Annotated in this window: 11 protein-coding genes; 4 read left to right on the forward strand and 7 right to left on the reverse strand. The window is 64.0% G+C overall.

What is annotated here, in order from left to right:
- Positions 1–87: 87 nt before the first annotated feature.
- The 5 genes from CRO06_RS04380 to recQ all read right to left on the reverse strand — a co-directional run bounded on the left by CRO06_RS04380 (position 88) and on the right by recQ (position 7,549).
- Entirely contained in the window at positions 88–828 is a 741-nt protein-coding gene (locus CRO06_RS04380) for an SDR family oxidoreductase (RefSeq protein ID WP_097057811.1), read from the reverse strand.
- A gap of 183 nt (positions 829–1,011) precedes the next feature.
- Positions 1,012–2,382, reverse strand: a complete 1,371-nt coding sequence (locus tag CRO06_RS04385) for a DEAD/DEAH box helicase (protein ID WP_097057812.1) — start codon at positions 2,380–2,382, stop codon at positions 1,012–1,014.
- Positions 2,383–2,523: 141 nt separating this feature from the next.
- The gene (locus tag CRO06_RS04390; RefSeq protein ID WP_022995691.1) at positions 2,524–3,147 is read right to left on the reverse strand and encodes a class I SAM-dependent methyltransferase; all 624 of its coding nucleotides are present in this window, start codon (positions 3,145–3,147) and stop codon (positions 2,524–2,526) included.
- Positions 3,148–3,364: 217 nt separating this feature from the next.
- On the reverse strand, positions 3,365–5,332 hold the full coding sequence (locus CRO06_RS04395) for a metallophosphoesterase family protein (RefSeq protein WP_097057813.1): 1,968 nt from the start codon (positions 5,330–5,332) through the stop codon (positions 3,365–3,367).
- 417 nt (positions 5,333–5,749) lie between these two features.
- Positions 5,750–7,549 carry a DNA helicase RecQ gene (recQ, locus tag CRO06_RS04400; protein WP_022995693.1) on the reverse strand — a complete coding sequence of 600 codons (1,800 nt, stop codon included), beginning with the start codon at positions 7,547–7,549 and terminating at the stop codon, positions 5,750–5,752.
- Between the two features lie 105 nt (positions 7,550–7,654).
- Between recQ and chrA the strand changes: the two genes are divergently transcribed.
- The 3 genes from chrA to CRO06_RS04415 all read left to right on the forward strand — a co-directional run bounded on the left by chrA (position 7,655) and on the right by CRO06_RS04415 (position 11,355).
- Positions 7,655–8,782, forward strand: a complete 1,128-nt coding sequence (gene chrA / locus CRO06_RS04405; RefSeq protein ID WP_097057814.1) for a chromate efflux transporter — start codon at positions 7,655–7,657, stop codon at positions 8,780–8,782.
- Positions 8,783–9,004: 222 nt separating this feature from the next.
- Entirely contained in the window at positions 9,005–9,667 is a 663-nt protein-coding gene (locus CRO06_RS04410; protein ID WP_022995695.1) for a TetR/AcrR family transcriptional regulator, read from the forward strand.
- The gene (locus tag CRO06_RS04415; RefSeq protein WP_097057815.1) at positions 9,664–11,355 is read left to right on the forward strand and encodes an acyl-CoA dehydrogenase family protein; all 1,692 of its coding nucleotides are present in this window, start codon (positions 9,664–9,666) and stop codon (positions 11,353–11,355) included. The genes CRO06_RS04410 and CRO06_RS04415 overlap by 4 nt, the downstream gene beginning before the upstream one ends.
- A 189-nt stretch (positions 11,356–11,544) precedes the next feature.
- On the opposite strand, the gene CRO06_RS04420 is transcribed toward CRO06_RS04415, so the two are convergent.
- Positions 11,545–12,285: a ParA family protein gene (locus CRO06_RS04420; RefSeq protein ID WP_097057816.1), complete on the reverse strand. Its 741-nt coding sequence runs from the start codon at positions 12,283–12,285 to the stop codon at positions 11,545–11,547.
- A 332-nt stretch (positions 12,286–12,617) separates the two neighbouring features.
- On the opposite strand from CRO06_RS04420, the gene CRO06_RS04425 reads away from it, so the two are divergent.
- A complete protein-coding gene (locus CRO06_RS04425) occupies positions 12,618–13,622 on the forward strand; it encodes a DUF4062 domain-containing protein (protein ID WP_179746466.1) in 1,005 nt (334 codons plus the stop codon).
- 132 nt (positions 13,623–13,754) lie between these two features.
- On the opposite strand, the gene CRO06_RS04430 is transcribed toward CRO06_RS04425, so the two are convergent.
- Complete coding sequence (locus tag CRO06_RS04430) at positions 13,755–15,470, reverse strand: proline--tRNA ligase (protein WP_097057818.1); 1,716 nt, start codon at positions 15,468–15,470, stop codon at positions 13,755–13,757.
- Positions 15,471–15,539: the final 69 nt, after the last annotated feature.

Below are 15,539 nucleotides of genomic sequence, written 5' to 3' on the forward strand. Positions count from 1 at the left end.
TGGAATTCTGACCACCGATTCTCTACACGCTCTGAAACCGCCCGCTTCGAATCAACCGTCGGACCATTATGGCCTGGTGTGTCGGATCTAGATCACGCCACCATTGGCGCGTAGAACCTGGCCGTTGACCCAGCCGCCATCGGCGCCCACCAGGAACGCCACGGTGCCGGCGATGTCCTCCGGTGTGCCGAGCCGTTCCATGGGGCTCAGTTTCGCCAGTCGTTCCACCAGTTCCTCCGATTTGCCTTCCAGGAACAGATCGGTGGCGGTGGGGCCCGGGGCCACCGCATTGACGGTGATGTCACGGCCGCGCAGTTCCTTGGCGAGAATGCCGGTCAGGGTTTCCACCGCCGCTTTGGTGGCGGCGTAAACGCCGTAGTTTTCCAGCTTCAGGCCCACCACGCTGGTGGAGAAATTGACGATGCGGCCACCCTCGCGCAGGCGCCGCGCCGCCTGGCGCAACGTATTCAGAGTGCCCTTGAGATTGATGGCGATCTGGCTGTCCACCAGCTCGTCATCACACTCGGCCAGTGACGCCAGCTTGAGGATGCCGGCGTTGTTGATCAGCACGTCGACACCACCGAACGCCGTTTCGGTGGCATCAAACAGGCGCGCCACCGCCTCCGGGTCGCTGACATCGGCCTTGACCGGCAGCGCGGTGCCGCCGGACTGCTCGATTTTCGCCGCCAGGGCTTCCGCCGCCGCGGCACTGGCGGCGTAGTTGATCACCACGGCATGGCCATCGGCGGCCAGACGTTCGGCAATGGCGGCACCGATGCCGCGGGAGGCGCCGGTGACGATGGCGACGTTCTGGTGAGAAGCGGGCATGCAGGTTCTCCTTGATCGGTTTATGCGGGAAACCGGCACACCATACACCCCTGTACAGGGCGAATAATCAGGAGAAATCCGATATCTCTGTTCATGATTTTCGAACAGAAAGGGGATTGAGGCGGGATAGGGGATAGTGAGAAACGCTCGCGGCGGGGCAAGGGGCCGCGAGCGTGGGTTTGATCAGCCGCGGCTGGCGCGATTGCCGCCGTTGCCGCTGCGCTGGCCACCGCCGCCCCCACCGCTACCGCGGCGGCGCCGGCGTGGCGCCGGCTTGCCGTCGGCACCGCGGGGCGCGGAGCGGCGCTGGCCGCTCTTGTTGGGGGAGGCACCGTCGGAACGGGGACCAGAGCGAGAGCCGGAGCGGGAGCCATTGGGACGGGAACGCGGTTCCCTCTCATCAGGGATATCGGCCACCGCCGGCGGCTCGAAGTTGGTCACCTGGCGACGTTCGATGGGCTGTTTGATCAGCCGCTCGATGCCCTTGAGCAGTTTCTGGTCCTCGCCGCTGACCAGGGACACCGCTTCGCCGTCGGCGCCGGCGCGGCCGGTGCGGCCGATCCGGTGTACATAGTCCTCGGCCACGTTGGGCAGGTCGAAGTTCACCACCTGCGGCAACTGGTCGATGTCCAGACCTCGGGCGGCGATATCGGTGGCCACCAGGGCGCGCACTTCACCGCTTTTGAAGCCGGCCAGGGCGCGGGTGCGGGCGTTCTGGCTCTTGTTGCCATGGATCGCGACGGCCTCGATGCCGGCGCTTTCCAATTGCTTGGCCAGGCGGTTGGCACCGTGTTTGGTGCGGGTGAACACCAGCACCTGGAACCATTGCTGCTCGCCGATAAGATGGGTGAGCAGCGCCGCCTTGTGCCGTTTGTCCACGGTCACCACCCATTGACGGACCCGTTCGGCGGTGCTGTTGCGCGGGCTGATGTCGATTTCCTTGGGGCTGCGCACCAGGGTTTTCGCCAGCGTCCGGATCTCATTGGAGAAGGTGGCGGAGAACATCAGCGTTTGCCGCTGCTTCGGCAACAGCCGCAGCACCTTGCGGATGTCGTGGATGAAGCCCATGTCGAGCATCCGGTCCGCTTCATCCAGTACCAGAATCTCCAGTTGATCGAAGGACATCGCCTTTTGCTGATACAGGTCCAGTAGCCGTCCTGGGGTGGCCACCAGCACATCCACACCACCGCGCAGACGGTTGATCTGCGGGTTGATGTTGACGCCGCCGAACACCACGGCGGAGCGCAGAGCCGGCAGATATTGGCCATATTCGGCCACGCTTTCGCCGACCTGGGCGGCCAACTCGCGGGTGGGGGTCAGCACCAGCGCGCGCACCTGGCGGCTGGCGGCCGGCTTGCCCGGCTCCAGCCGTTGCAACAACGGCAGGGTGAAACCGGCGGTCTTGCCGGTGCCCGTCTGGGCGGCGGCCATTACATCACTGCCACCCAGCACCGCGGGAATGGCTTGCGCCTGAATCGGCGAGGGACGGTCGTAACCCTGTTCGGCCACGGCACGCAAAAGGGGATCGATCAATCCGAGGGACTGGAAATCCATAGGGGGTATCTTCGGAGTTAAGGAAGGGAAGCAATAAAGGCGCGAAGGTTACCTGATTGGCGCCCGGGGCACGAGGACTTTATCTGCCGTGATGGCCGCAAACGGCCCGTGAGGAGGGGGTTAGGGGGCAAATGGGGCCATTCAGCCGGGGTATGGCGTGGCGGTGCCTTCCAATACCTGACTGGCGAAGGCGGGGAGACGGGCATGGCGGTAACGGCGGGTATTGGCGAGATCGAAACCGGCATGGTGGAGGATGTCCGGGGTGGGACGGTTGAGATGGCAGCCGCAGGCCAGCTGTTTCCACAACGGCGTCAGCCGGTTCTGCCAGCGTTGCGTGCGGGGGTTGGGACTGGCGATGTGTTCCAGAATCAGTAATTGCCCGTTGTCGGCCAGCACTCGCCGCATTTCCCGGGCGGCCCGTTCCGGTTCGGGAATGGTGCACAGCACCAGACACGCCACCACGGTGTCGAAGTAGCGGTCCGGGTAGGGTAATCGCCGTGCATCACCGGCCAACAGGCGGATGCGTTGAGGGTGGGGGCTGTTGGTGGCTTGCCGGCGGGCCCGGTTGAGTAACGGGATACTGGGTTCCAGGCCGTGAATTTCCGTGGCTTGCTCGCCGTAAAGCGGCAGGTTGGCGCCATTGCCGACGCCGATTTCCAGGACCCGCCCGCGAGCGGCGGCGATCAAACGCTGGCGGTTGCGATAGAACGGACGGGTGGCCAGATCCAACAGCGGAGGAAAGAGGTAATCGCTGTATAACCCCATGAGATGGGCCTGCTTGTTGCTATCGGCCCATCCTTGGCTTGGCGGGACGGGAAGTCAAGCCGGATTCGCGAGCAAGCTCGCTTCCCACGGAGAGGCTACGGAACCGCTGTGGGAGGCTGGCTTGCCAGCGAATCAGTGTGCCACGGTTGCGTGTAAGCGGGATGTCCCACCACTGTAGGACACCAGTGGCTCACGAGCCGCGATTTGTCTCAAAGCATCAGCGGCTGATCAGCGCCAGTTCCGCATCCTGTTGCAGCACGGTCCACCAGCGCCGGCCGTGGTCGGCATCGAAGCCCACCAGGGGCTGGTCGGCGCAGGCGTCCGGACGGTTTGGCGGCGTGCTCAGGAAAGCGCTGTCGAACGGCTGCTCCACCACGCAATCGGTGCCGGCGATGGCTTGCCAGCCGTCGGCGGTGCGCCAGGCCAGAGTGTGGCTGTCGGTATCCACCCCTTCGTCGGCGTCGAAGGTCACGGCATAGGCATCGGACACCGCGGTGGCCAGATCCCAGTTCTTACTGGCGCTGGCCGGCAGGGCATGGGCCTGCTTGGCGGTGCCATCGGGCTGACTGCCGGGCAGACCGGTATCCGTCTCCAGGTCCTTGGCGCCGCCGTAGGCGTTGGAGTAGGTGCCGGTCTGATTCTGGGTGCCGCTGATGATGAGAATGTCGGAGGCGGTGTCGCCGTTGGCGGCCTGCCAGCTCATGGTCACGTCTTCCTTCAGATCGATGGTGGTCTCGGGAATGTCGAGCACGGCCGCGTCGTCGGCGTTTGGTACCACCCGATTCTCCGCGTTCAGATTCGGCGTCCAGGGCTGGTTCATCTGGAACAGGAACTGGTAGGCCAGACGGGCCAGCTCGGTGACGGTGCTGGCGCGGCTGAACCCAGGAGTGACTTCCATGTCGCGGGTGCGGCTTTCCACCCGGTTGAAGGTGTCGTTGGTGCCGCCCACCATGCGTGCCACGCTGCCGTCGGGAGCATAACAGTCGTTGCTGATGTAGCTGCTGTCCAGGTACATCACCGGGCGGGTGCCTTCGGGAATGGAGTTGGGATAAACAATGCGCTCGCAGCGGTTCTTGGTGCGCGAGAAGCGGTCCAGCAGTTTCCATTGCGGAGCGGCCAGTTCTTTCTCGCCGTCTTCATTGGCGCCGATGGTGTGTTCGGTGAACCAGGACTGATAGTCCACGCGGTCGCCCTGGAACGTCAGCACCGAGGCGTTGACGTCGTAGGCGGTGGAGCCGTTCTTCATCGTGTTCATTTTCTGTTGCACGATTCGTTGCACCAGTTCCCGTTCTCCGTAGCGGAATTCGTAGCCTTTATAGGAGGCGTTGCCGGACATGATTTGAGTGTACTGGGGCAGCCGGTAGTTGCCGTCGTCTTCGGTCCAGGAGGTCGGGTCCACCCAGATCGGCGCCTTGATTACCGAGCGCTGATACATGTGCTCGTGGCCTTGCACCCAGATTACATCGTGTTTGGAAAAGAAGGCACGGATGTCATCCCACTTGTTCATCAGGTGGTCGTCGCCGGCGGTGCCTTCCACGATCATTTCCCGGGTTTCGCCGTATTTGGCGCCGATCAGGCCGTCGTGGCTGGCGATCACCAGATGGTCGAATTCACCCTCGTGGGCGGCCACTTCCTGTTTGATCCAGTCAAAAGCGATCGGCAGGTTGTAATACTTGAGCAGGAAGATCATCACGTTGTCGCGGATGACGTAGTAATTGAGATACTGGGCGCCGCTCATGTGCACCGCATCGTCGGGGATGTAGTGCTTCATGTTCTCGATCCATTCCACTGAATAGGCGTAGCTGTCTTCGTGGTTGCCCATCAACGGCAGGAACTCGATGCCGGCGTCGCGGTAGCTTTCCGCCACCGAGGTCCATTGCTCGAACTCTCGGGTGGTGCCGTGGTCGGTGAGATCGCCCACCGGGATCACGATATCCACGCCCAGTTCCTGTTCCTTGTCGAGCACCGCCTTCATTGGATGCATGGAAACGTTATCGCCGCCGCCCTGAGTATCCGGCAGCAGACCGATGCGCAGTGTGGAAACCGGAGTCGGCGTGGGCGTTTCGCCGCCGCTGCCGGGATCGGTGGGTGGCGTGCCGGAATCGGATGAAGACGAAGAACCGCCGCAGGCGGACAACAGGCCGCCGAGCAGCACCGCGTACAACGGTAGTGCCGTGAATCGCATGATGTGAACCCCCAGATTGGTATTGGTATACCCGGGTGCACCCCATCACGCGCCTTCCTTTGCGCTTCTCCGCGACGGCGGAGGCTGGGTATGGAACCCGGGTCGGGAGCGGGCGGGCTCCCTGAGCGCTGCCTATGCTGGATAAAGGATGTGATGATTCGGCGTCATTGAAATGACGGTTTGATGATCTGTGTTGTCTCACGGTTGTGGAACGGCGCTGGATATCGGACGCCAACATAAGGTTCATCGCGGTTTGGAGGGAAACGGTATTACCTTCCATCATGGACAGCCAAGCCGCGTTACGCCTTTGCTTCGAGGTAACCGGCAAGCGCAGGTGTTCTTCTGGCCTTGCAGACATCAATTCGGAGGTTGCTACAACGTCGCTGTGGGAGCTTCACCAGCAGACGAAGCGGATCGTCACGAGGCGTAACGGTGGAACACTTCCAGGAAAGCGTCGCCGTAGGCTTCCAGTTTGCGGTCGCCGACACCGCTGACGCTGGCCATGTCACGCAGTGAGGTTGGATGAATCGCCATCATGTCGAGCAGGGTGGCGTCGTGGAAGATCACGTAGGGTGGCACGCCGGCTTCCTCGGCCAGTTGCTTGCGGCAGGCGCGCAGGGCTTCCCAAAGCGGGCGCTCGGCGTCCGTCACCGGAACCCGCTCGGCGCGGCGGGAGCGGGTCTGGGCACGGGCCACGTCCTTGCGCAGTTGTAGCGACCGCTCACCGCGTAAATAGGGACGGCAGGCCTCGGTGAGTTGCAGGGCGCCATAGCCGGCGGCATCCACGGCGAGCAGGCCCAGCGCCACCAGTTGCCGATAAATGGCCCGCCACTGATTGGCGGAAAGCTCGCCGCCGATGTTCCAGGTGGAGACATGGTCGTGGCCGGCGGAAGCCACCTTGTCGCTGCGATTGCCCGTGAGCACATCAACCAAATGGTTGACGCCGAATCGCTGGCCGGTGCGGTAAACACAGCTGAGCGCCTTGCGCGCCACCTCGGTGGCGTCGAATGTCTGTGGCGGGTTCAGGCAGGTATCGCAGTTGCCGCAGGGTTTTTCCAGGGTTTCGCCAAAATAGTTCAGCAGCGCCTGGCGCCGGCACTGGGTCACTTCACAGAGGCCAAGCATGGCCTCCAGACGCTGATGCTCGTGGCGTTTGAACTGTTCGTTGCCCTCCGATTGCGCCAGCATTTGTTTGTGGCGGATGGCGTCTTCCAGCCCATAGGCCATCCAGGCGGTGGCGGGGGCGCCATCGCGGCCGGCCCGGCCGGTTTCCTGGTAGTAGGCTTCGATACTTTTGGGCAGATCCAGATGGGCGACAAAGCGCACATCCGGTTTATCGATGCCCATGCCGAACGCCACCGTGGCCACCATCACCAGACCATCCTCGCGCAGGAATCGCTGCTGGTGACGGGCGCGCACCTCGCCGCCGAGACCGGCGTGGTAGGGCAGGGCGGGAATGCCTTGCTGGTTGAGCCAGTCGGCGGTCTGGTCCACCTTGTTACGGGACAGGCAATAAACAATGCCGGCGTCGCCGGCGTGTTCGTTGCGGATCAGCCTTAGCAGTTGCTGGCGGGCGCTGTCCTTGCGTTCGATCCGGTACTGGATGTTGGGCCGGTCGAAGCTGGAGATAAAGTGCCGGGCGCCACCCAGATCCAGCCGTTCGGCGATCTCCTGACGAGTACGCGGATCGGCGGTGGCGGTGAGCGCGATGCGTGGCACCTGGGGGAACTCCCGGTGCAGCAGGGACAGTTGCAGATAGTCGCTGCGGAAATCATGGCCCCACTGCGATACGCAATGCGCCTCGTCGATGGCGAATAACGCCAGCGGAGACTGGTGCAACAATTCCAGAGTGCGTGCCTGGGTCAGCCGTTCCGGCGCCACATAGAGCAGGTCGAGAGTACCGTCGCGGACCTGTTGTTCCAATTCCCTGGCGCGGCCGGCGTCCAGAGTGGAGTTGAGGAAACCGGCGCTGACGCCGAGGGCGTTGAGCGCGTCCACCTGATCCTGCATCAGCGCGATCAACGGGCTGACCACCACACCGACGCCTTCCCGCGCCAGGGCCGGGATCTGGTAACAGAGGGATTTGCCGCCGCCGGTGGGCATCAACACCAGGGCATCGCCACCGCTGACCAGGGTGTCGATAATGGCGGCCTGCTGGTTACGGAACTCGTGGTAGCCGAATACGTGCTGGAGAATCGAAAGGGGATCGCGTTGCATGGCGGGAGTATACCTGCCCGTGGGCGCGGTGACATCCGCGTGACATGTGCGCCACGCAGAATCCGGCGCGACTGTGACGAAACCGTGACGGGGAACAAAACGACAATGCAGGCATGGCGGGTTTTTCGTGAATTTTTTCTGTTGGGCTGGATCAGCTTCGGTGGTCCGGCGGCGCATGTGGGGTATTTCCACCGCCGTTTCGTCACCTCCCTGGGCTGGCTGGACGAGGACGAGTTCGCCCGTCTGTTGGCGTTGACCCAGTTTCTGCCCGGCCCGGCGTCGAGTCAGTTGGGGTTCGCCATCGGCCGCCATCGCGCCGGGCTGGCCGGGGCGGTGGCGGCGTTTCTCGGTTTTACCCTGCCGTCGTTCGGGATCATGGTACTGGTGGCCCTGTTCGCTGCCCGGTGGGCCGGAGACGGGTTGGATGGCGTGGTACGGGGACTGAAATGGCTGGCGGTGGTGGTGGTGGCCGACGCGGTCTGGAACATGGGCCGCCGTTTTTGTCCCGATACCCTGACCCGGGGGCTGGCGCTGGCCACGGCGGTGCTGTTGTGGTGGTGGCCGGGCGTCGTCACGCAACTGCTGGCCTTGCTGCTGGCGGCGGCGATTGGCTGCGGATGGCTCAAGCGTACCGTGGAGACCATGCCGGAGGGCGGTGCGATCAGAGGGCGACCGCTGGTGCTGTTCGCCGGACTCTGGCTGTTGTTCGCCCTGGTTGGTGGCTTCTGGCTACTGCGGGACTTTTATAGCGCCGGTGCTTTGGTGTTCGGTGGCGGCCATGTGGTATTGCCGTTGCTGCAGGGCTTCGTTGGTGACCGCATCGGCACCGACGCCTTTCTGACCGGCTACGCCGCCGCCCAGGCGGTACCCGGCCCGATGTTTTCCCTGGCCGCTTATCTGGGCGCGCTGCTGATGCCGGCGGCGCCCTGGTCCGGCGCGGCCCTGGCCACGGTGGCGATCTTCCTGCCCGGCTTCCTGTTGGTATGGGCATTGGCGGACGCCTGGCGCGGCCTGGCCAGCCGCCCGGCCATGGCCGGCGCGATCGCCGGCGTCAACGCCGCCGTGGTGGGATTGCTGCTGGCCGCCCTCTACGATCCGGTTTTTCGCTCGGCGGTGGCTGGTGGAGGGGACTTGGCGATGGTGGTGATGGGCGTCGTGCTGTTGCGCTCCGGCAAGGTGCCGCTGCTGGCGCTGGTGCTGCTGATGGTGGGGGCGGGAGTAGTGATCAGTTAACAGGGAACAGTGAATAGCGCGCGAACCAGGATAGGGGGCTTGTGGTCCGTGCCGGCGTATTTGCGTAAATGCAGAAGATGAATGCTGATTTGCAAACGAAACCTTACTTCCTGGGAAAGCCCGGTCTTTGCCTTTCACTATTCCCTGTAACTGTTTTTCCCGCTTGCTTGAAGCTCGGAACCGTGATTCAATCCTTTGAAAGCAGGAATCAGGATTCCGATCATGGCATACCGGGAAACCGCTCAGGTGCGGGCGCGTAAGGCGGCGCAGCGGGAGAATTTGCTGGGGACCGCTGAGATGTTGGTGCGGGAAGGGGGCTTCGCCGCCATGACCATGCAGGCGGTGGCGGAGCGCGCCGGCGTCGGTGTCGGCACGCTGTATCGCTATTTTGACAACAAGGCGACGCTGGCGGCGGAGGTGTTCCGTGTCGCCACCGAGCGGGAAGTGGAGGCCGTGGCGCGGGCGCTGTCCGGGCCGGGCGGCGCTGGTGCCCGCCTGGAGCAAGCGTTGCGGGTGTTCGCCGGTCGAGCCATGGCGGCGCCCAAGCTGGCCTGGGCGCTGATCGCCGAACCGGTGGAGCCGGAGGTGGATGCCGAACGGCTGCATTACCGGGCCATGTACGCGGCACTCTACCGGGATGTGCTGGATCACGGCGTGGCCAGTGGCGAACTGCCGCCCCAGGCCACCGCCCCCAGCGCCGCGGCGCTGGTAGGGGCGGTGGCCGAAGCTTTGGTGGGGCCACTGGCGGCGCCGCTGGCGGACGCCGCCCTGCCGGATCAGATGGTGGCCTTCTGCCTGCGGGCGGTGGGCGCCACGCCATCGCAATCGAGACAACCACAACAAAACACCACCACAGGCGCCGTTGGCGCTGGAGGTCAATCATGAATGCTCAACACGATGCTTTGAATGTGGAAGCCCTGGCCGACACCCATGAGGTGCTCAACCAGTCCGGCGATCTGCAGGATTACAACGCCTATGACTCCGACAATGCCCTGCGTGAAGCGGTGCGCCGCCACGGTGCGGGCTGGGCGGAACCGGCATTGTCCGCGCACGGTGCCAGGACCGGCAGTGCCGAGGTGATCGAGTGGGGTTTCCTGGCCAACGAAAACAAACCGCAATTCTTCTCTCACGACCGTCACGGTTACCGGGTGGATGAGGTGAAATATCACCCGGCCTATCACAACCTGATGGCGCTGGGGCTGGAGAGCGGCATCCATTCCGCGCCCTGGACCGACCCCAAGCCCGGCGCCCATGTGGCCCGGGCCGCGCGCAGCTACCTGCAGGCCCAGGCGGAAGCGGGCCATGGCTGCCCGCTGACCATGACCTTCGCGGCGGTGCCCTCGATCCGGCTGACCCCATCCCTGGCCGAGGAATGGCTGCCGAAAATCCTCAACAACGGCTATGACCCGCGCAATGTGCCGCACTATGAAAAGCAATCCCTGACCATCGGCATGGGCATGACCGAGAAGCAAGGCGGCTCCGATGTGCGGGCCAATACCACGCGCGCTTATGCGATCGGCGCTGGCGGCCCTGGCGAGGCCTACGAACTGATTGGCCACAAGTGGTTCACCTCCGCGCCCATGTGCGATGCCTTCCTGGTATTGGCGCGGACCGAAAAGGGGCTGAGCTGTTTTCTGGTGCCGCGCTGGCGGCCCGACGGCAGCAAGAATCCGATTCAAGTGCAGCGCCTGAAAAACAAGGTGGGTAACGTCTCCAACGCCTCCTCCGAGATCGAGCTGCGCGGAGCCCTGGGGTGGATGGTCGGCGAGGAAGGGCGTGGTGTGCCGGCGATCATCGAAATGGTGGCGATGACCCGCTTCGATTGCATGATCGGCTCTTCGGCGGGGCAGCGTCAGGCGGTGGCACAGGCGGTCAATCACGCCAGTGGCCGGGCCGCGTTCGGCAAGACACTGATTGACCAGCCGCTGATGCGGAATGTGCTCGCCGACCTGCAATTGGAGGTGGAAGGCTCCCTGGCCATCGCCATGCGCATGGGCGAGGCGTTGGACAACACCGCGTTGGACAGCGGCAACGAATATGAACAACTGCTGTTGCGGTTGGGGCTGCCGGCGGGTAAGTACTGGATCTGCAAGCGCACCCCGTTCCATGCCTACGAGGCCATGGAATGTCTGGGCGGCAACGGCGCCATCGAGGAGTTCATGATGGCGCGTTTGTACCGGGAAGCGCCGATCAACGCGATCTGGGAAGGGTCCGGTAATGTACAGGCGCTGGATATGCTGCGCGCTTTGGCGAAGACGCCGAAAGTGCTGGACGTGTGGTTCACGGAACTGGGTAAGGCAGCCGGCGCCGACAGCCGTCTGGACCAGGCCGTGACCGCGTTGAAAGGTGAGTTCTCCGATATGGCGGATGCGGAATACCGTGCCCGCGACATCGTCGACCGCCTGTCACTGACCATGCAGGCCAGTCAGTTGGTGGCCGCCGGCAACAGCGCTGTGGCGGAGGCTTTCATCGCCTCCCGTCTGGGTGAGCACGGTGATCGCAACTACGGCACCCTGCCGCGCGGTCTGGATCTGGATACGATCCTGCAACGGGCCGACCCCTGGAGCGAATAGGCCGGTTCCACGAACTCCGCAACCCTGTGCTACGAAGCCGCTGTGGGAGACTGCCTAGGCAGCGAATGGTTTTCTCTGCCGTTGGCAATATTCGCTTGCAAGCAAGCTTCCCACAGCGGCTCCGTGACTCTTCTCTGTGGGAAGCTGCGGAACGTGGTGGTGGCCCGCAATGCATTCCGTGTTTCGTGCTCAGAGCTTGATGCGATCCAGCAATTCGAACCACAGCGCCCGGTAGGCGTGGGCCGCCGGCGTGTGTGGGGCGAATTCCGCCACCGGTGCGCGGTGATCGCCCATCTGTTCCACATGGGTGGAGTAGGGGATCCAGGTCTGCAGGCTGTTACGCATGATTGGCGGCCGTTTTACCAGCAAATCCAGATGCAGGGCCCGGCGCCGGTCCACCATGTTGTAGAACGGGATCAGCTCCAGATTCTTGAGCTTCTTGCTGTCCAGCCAATCCCGCACCTGTTCCAGCGCGCGCAGGGAAAGGTGCGTCGGGATCACCGGCACCACCAGGTAATCAGCGGCGGAGAAAATGCTCTCGGCCACCGGGCTCAGGGTGGGCGGGCAATCCAGCAGCATTAACTCGTAGCTTTCGCCGAACGGTGCCACCAGCTGTCGCAGCTGGCCGCGACCGGTCTCCGCCAGTTTCAGGTCGGCATTGCGCAGGCTGATGTCGGAGGGAATGGCTTCCAGCAGCGGCCAGCGGGTTTCCCGCTTCAGGTTGCCCATGGGCTGCTTGCCTTTGAGAACCGCGCCCGCCTTGTAGCCGGTGCCATCGTCGACACCGAGATAGAAACTGGCGGCGCCCTGCGGGTCCAGGTCCCAGAGCAGGGTACGGTGCTTCCAGCGGGCCGCGTGCCAGGCCACATTGATGGCCGTGGTGGTCTTGCCCACCCCTCCTTTCAGATTATAAAAGGCGATGGTTCGCATGATCGGCACTGATAGTGATGGACGGTGTCCGGCAGGCTAGCACGAACCGGCCGGTGTGTCCCGCCATGACGGATGTGGGCCTGCTGTTGTGGAGAGGTTCCTTGTCGGGTATTCGCGCAGGGGCTTTAATCGGTGCTGGGGTCGCCGGTACCAGGAGGTACGGTGGGGGTAAGAGTCGGTGGTCAACGTTCCAGGACACGGAGAAGCACGGTCCTGGAACGTTGACCACCGACTCTCCAAGAACTCCGAAACCGTTGTGGGGTAGTAGAGGTTGAGGGGCGATATTGTCAGGGGGCACAGGGAAAGCGATGGGGTCGCAAGGAAACACGCTGATGGAAAAACGCCATCCGGTTTTTCTCAGCACCGGGTATCCGGATCCACTGGGGGTGCGCCAGAAGGTGCTGGCGCCGCTGTTGAATCAGGCGCTGATGCCTTTGGGGATGGCGGCGTTGGATGACGGCGCCGATCACATGCCGCTGGCGCAGCGTCTGATCGACGACAGCGACTATGTGGTGTTGGTTCTCGGCGGGCTTTACGGCGCTCTGTCGCCGTTAGGGCTGAGCCAGATGCACCGCGAGTTCGTCTATGCCGCCACCAAGCGCAAACCGGTGCTGGCGTTCATTCACGAAGCGCCGTCGCTGCTGCCGGAAGCGGCCCGGGAGGGATCCCGTGAGGGGGCGGTGCGGCGCGACGATTTTGCCCGTCTGCTGCAGGGCAAGACCCGTTGCCATACCTGGCGCGAGCCGGCGGATCTGGTGGAACGGCTGGCGCGGGTGTTGCCGGATTGGTTGCGAGCCCATCCGGCCGCCGGCTGGGTCCGGCCCGGCACCGCCGGCGGCACCGAGGACGCGGTTTTGCGCCGGCGGCTGGCGGCCCTGGAAGCGGAGCGCGAACGCTGGCTGACGGATCAACGGCCCGCGGCGGCGGCGCTGGCCCGTGGTGGCGATCCGGTGGAACTGGAATACAGTTGCGCGGTGTATCAGGGCGGTGCCTGCAAGCTGGCGCGGGGGCGCAGCCGTTGGCAATGGGAGGCGGTGTTCGGTTCGCTGGCACCGAAGATGCTGGAGGGCGCTAGCGAGGCGGTGTTGCGCAAGACGCTGGAGCAGGCGCTGGCGCGGCGCGCATTGGAGGAATTGAAACCCCGTTTTCCGGAGGCTCACGCGGTGCGCAATGTGACGCTGGCGGAGCCGGTGCTGCAGCAGATCAAGGTGCAGTTACGGGCGCTGGGTTTGATCCGTCACGATGAGAGAGGGGCAGGGCCGGGTTGCTGGCGGCTCACCGCCACCGGTGATGCCGCCATGACCCAACTGCTGGCGCGGCGCCGCGAAGGGGGGTAGCGCGGAAGGTACGAAAGGTTAAGCCCAAATCTCGCGGATCCGGATTCAGAGGTGGCTGCGAAGCCGCGGTAGGCTCCCGTAAAGGATTCGCTTGCAGGGCAAGCTCCTACCGCGGCTTTGTCGTCCGGGCGCTTACCGCCCGGCCAGCTTCTCCTTGAGCACTTCCACCACCCGATCCAGCGGCAGCTCCTCATTGTCTTCCGCGCCCCGGCGCTTGTATTCCAGTACTCCGCGGTCCAGTCCTTTTTCCGCCACCAGAATACGGTGGGGAATGCCGAGCAGTTCGGAGTCGCTGAACTTCACGCCCACCCGCTCTTTCTCACGGTCGTCGTAGAGCACCTCGATGCCGGCCTCGGTGAGGGTCTGGTAGAGCTGTTCGGCGGTGTCCTTTTCGCGCGGGCTCTTTTTCGGGTTGAGCGGCATCAATACCACCTGGAACGGGGCAATGGCTTCGGGCCAGATGATGCCGCGCTCGTCGTGATTCTGCTCGATGGCGGCGGCCACGATGCGGCTGACGCCGATGCCGTAGCAGCCCATCGGCATGGTCACCGCCTTGCCGTTTTCGTCCAGCACGGTGGCGTTGAGGGCTTCGGAGTATTTGGTGCCGAGCTGGAAGATGTGGCCCACTTCGATGCCGCGTTTGATCACCAGGGTTCCCTGGCCATCCGGGCTTGGATCGCCGTTCACCACATTACGCAGGTCGGCCACTTCCGGCAGCGCCACATCGCGCTCCCAGTTGATATTGAAATGGTGCTTGCCGTCCTGGTTGGCGCCGGCGGCGAAGTCGCTCATCTTCGCCACGGTGCGGTCGACGATGCAGGGGATGGGCAGGTTCACCGGACCCAGGGAGCCGGGGCCGGCGCCGATGGCGGCGCGGATCTCCGCTTCCTCGGCGAAGGCCAGCGGCGCCGCCACCGCCTCCAGTTTTTCCGCTTTGACATCGTTCAGTTCATGGTCGCCACGGACCAGCAGGGCCACCAGACCACCTTCCGCTCCTTTCACCACCAGGGTCTTCACGGTCTTTTCGATGGGCAGGTCGAACTGCGCCACCAGTTGCTCGATGGTTTTGGCGTCGGGGGTGTCCACCAGCGTCATTTCGGCGCCGGGAGCCGGCCGCTCGCCGGCGGGGGCCAGCGCTTCGGCCAGCTCCACGTTGGCGGCGTAGTCGGAGGTGTCGGAGAACGCGATGTCGTCCTCGCCGGAGGCCGCCAGCACATGGAACTCATGGCTGGCGGCGCCGCCGATGGAGCCGGTGTCCGCTTCCACCGGGCGATAGTCCAGCCCCAGGCGGTCGAAGATCGCGCAGTAGGCGCGATGCATGTCCTGGTAGGTCTCGGCCAGCGATTCCGCGTTCAGGTGGAAGGAATAGGCGTCCTTCATGGTGAACTCCCGCGAGCGCATGACGCCGAAGCGCGGGCGGATCTCGTCGCGGAATTTGGTCTGGATCTGATAGAAGTTGAGCGGCAGTTGCTTGTAGCTGTGGATCTCGTTGCGCGCCAGATCGGTGATCACTTCCTCATGGGTGGGACCCAGACAGAAGCCGTTGTCGTGGCGGTCGGTGATGCGCAGCAATTCGGGGCCGTAGGCGCTGTCACGGCCGGATTCCTGCCACAGCTCGATCGGCTGCACCACCGGCATCAGTACTTCCTGGGCGCCGGCCCGTTCCATTTCCTCGCGCACGATCCGCTCCACCTTGCGCAGCACGCGCAGGCCGCTGGGCAGCCAGGTATAGAGGCCGGATGCCAGCTTGCGGATCATGCCCGCGCGCAGCATCAACTGGTGACTGATGACCACCGCGTCGGCGGGGGTTTCCTTGACGGTGGCAAGCAAATAGCGGGAAGTACGCATAGTTTGTACGAATCCGGATCCAATGAAAGGCGATTGACGGTGCCGAAGCGTTAAGTGGGCTATTCTACA

It is taken from the genome of Alloalcanivorax xenomutans, assembly GCF_900217905.1.
GTDB classification, from domain to species: Bacteria; Pseudomonadota; Gammaproteobacteria; order Pseudomonadales; family Alcanivoracaceae; genus Alloalcanivorax; species Alloalcanivorax xenomutans.

What these genes read in the sequence shown, in the direction of transcription:
- CRO06_RS04380 (WP_097057811.1), bottom strand. Translation starts at nt 828, where the DNA reads ATGCCCGCTTCTCACCAGAACGTCGCCATCGTCACCGGCGCCTCCCGC.
- CRO06_RS04385 (WP_097057812.1), bottom strand. Translation starts at nt 2,382, where the DNA reads ATGGATTTCCAGTCCCTCGGATTGATCGATCCCCTTTTGCGTGCCGTG.
- CRO06_RS04390 (WP_022995691.1), bottom strand. Translation starts at nt 3,147, where the DNA reads ATGGGGTTATACAGCGATTACCTCTTTCCTCCGCTGTTGGATCTGGCC.
- CRO06_RS04395 (WP_097057813.1), bottom strand. Translation starts at nt 5,332, where the DNA reads ATGCGATTCACGGCACTACCGTTGTACGCGGTGCTGCTCGGCGGCCTG.
- recQ (WP_022995693.1), bottom strand. Translation starts at nt 7,549, where the DNA reads ATGCAACGCGATCCCCTTTCGATTCTCCAGCACGTATTCGGCTACCAC.
- chrA (WP_097057814.1), top strand. Translation starts at nt 7,655, where the DNA reads ATGCAGGCATGGCGGGTTTTTCGTGAATTTTTTCTGTTGGGCTGGATC.
- CRO06_RS04410 (WP_022995695.1), top strand. Translation starts at nt 9,005, where the DNA reads ATGGCATACCGGGAAACCGCTCAGGTGCGGGCGCGTAAGGCGGCGCAG.
- CRO06_RS04415 (WP_097057815.1), top strand. Translation starts at nt 9,664, where the DNA reads ATGAATGCTCAACACGATGCTTTGAATGTGGAAGCCCTGGCCGACACC.
- CRO06_RS04420 (WP_097057816.1), bottom strand. Translation starts at nt 12,285, where the DNA reads ATGCGAACCATCGCCTTTTATAATCTGAAAGGAGGGGTGGGCAAGACC.
- CRO06_RS04425 (WP_179746466.1), top strand. Translation starts at nt 12,618, where the DNA reads ATGGAAAAACGCCATCCGGTTTTTCTCAGCACCGGGTATCCGGATCCA.
- CRO06_RS04430 (WP_097057818.1), bottom strand. Translation starts at nt 15,470, where the DNA reads ATGCGTACTTCCCGCTATTTGCTTGCCACCGTCAAGGAAACCCCCGCC.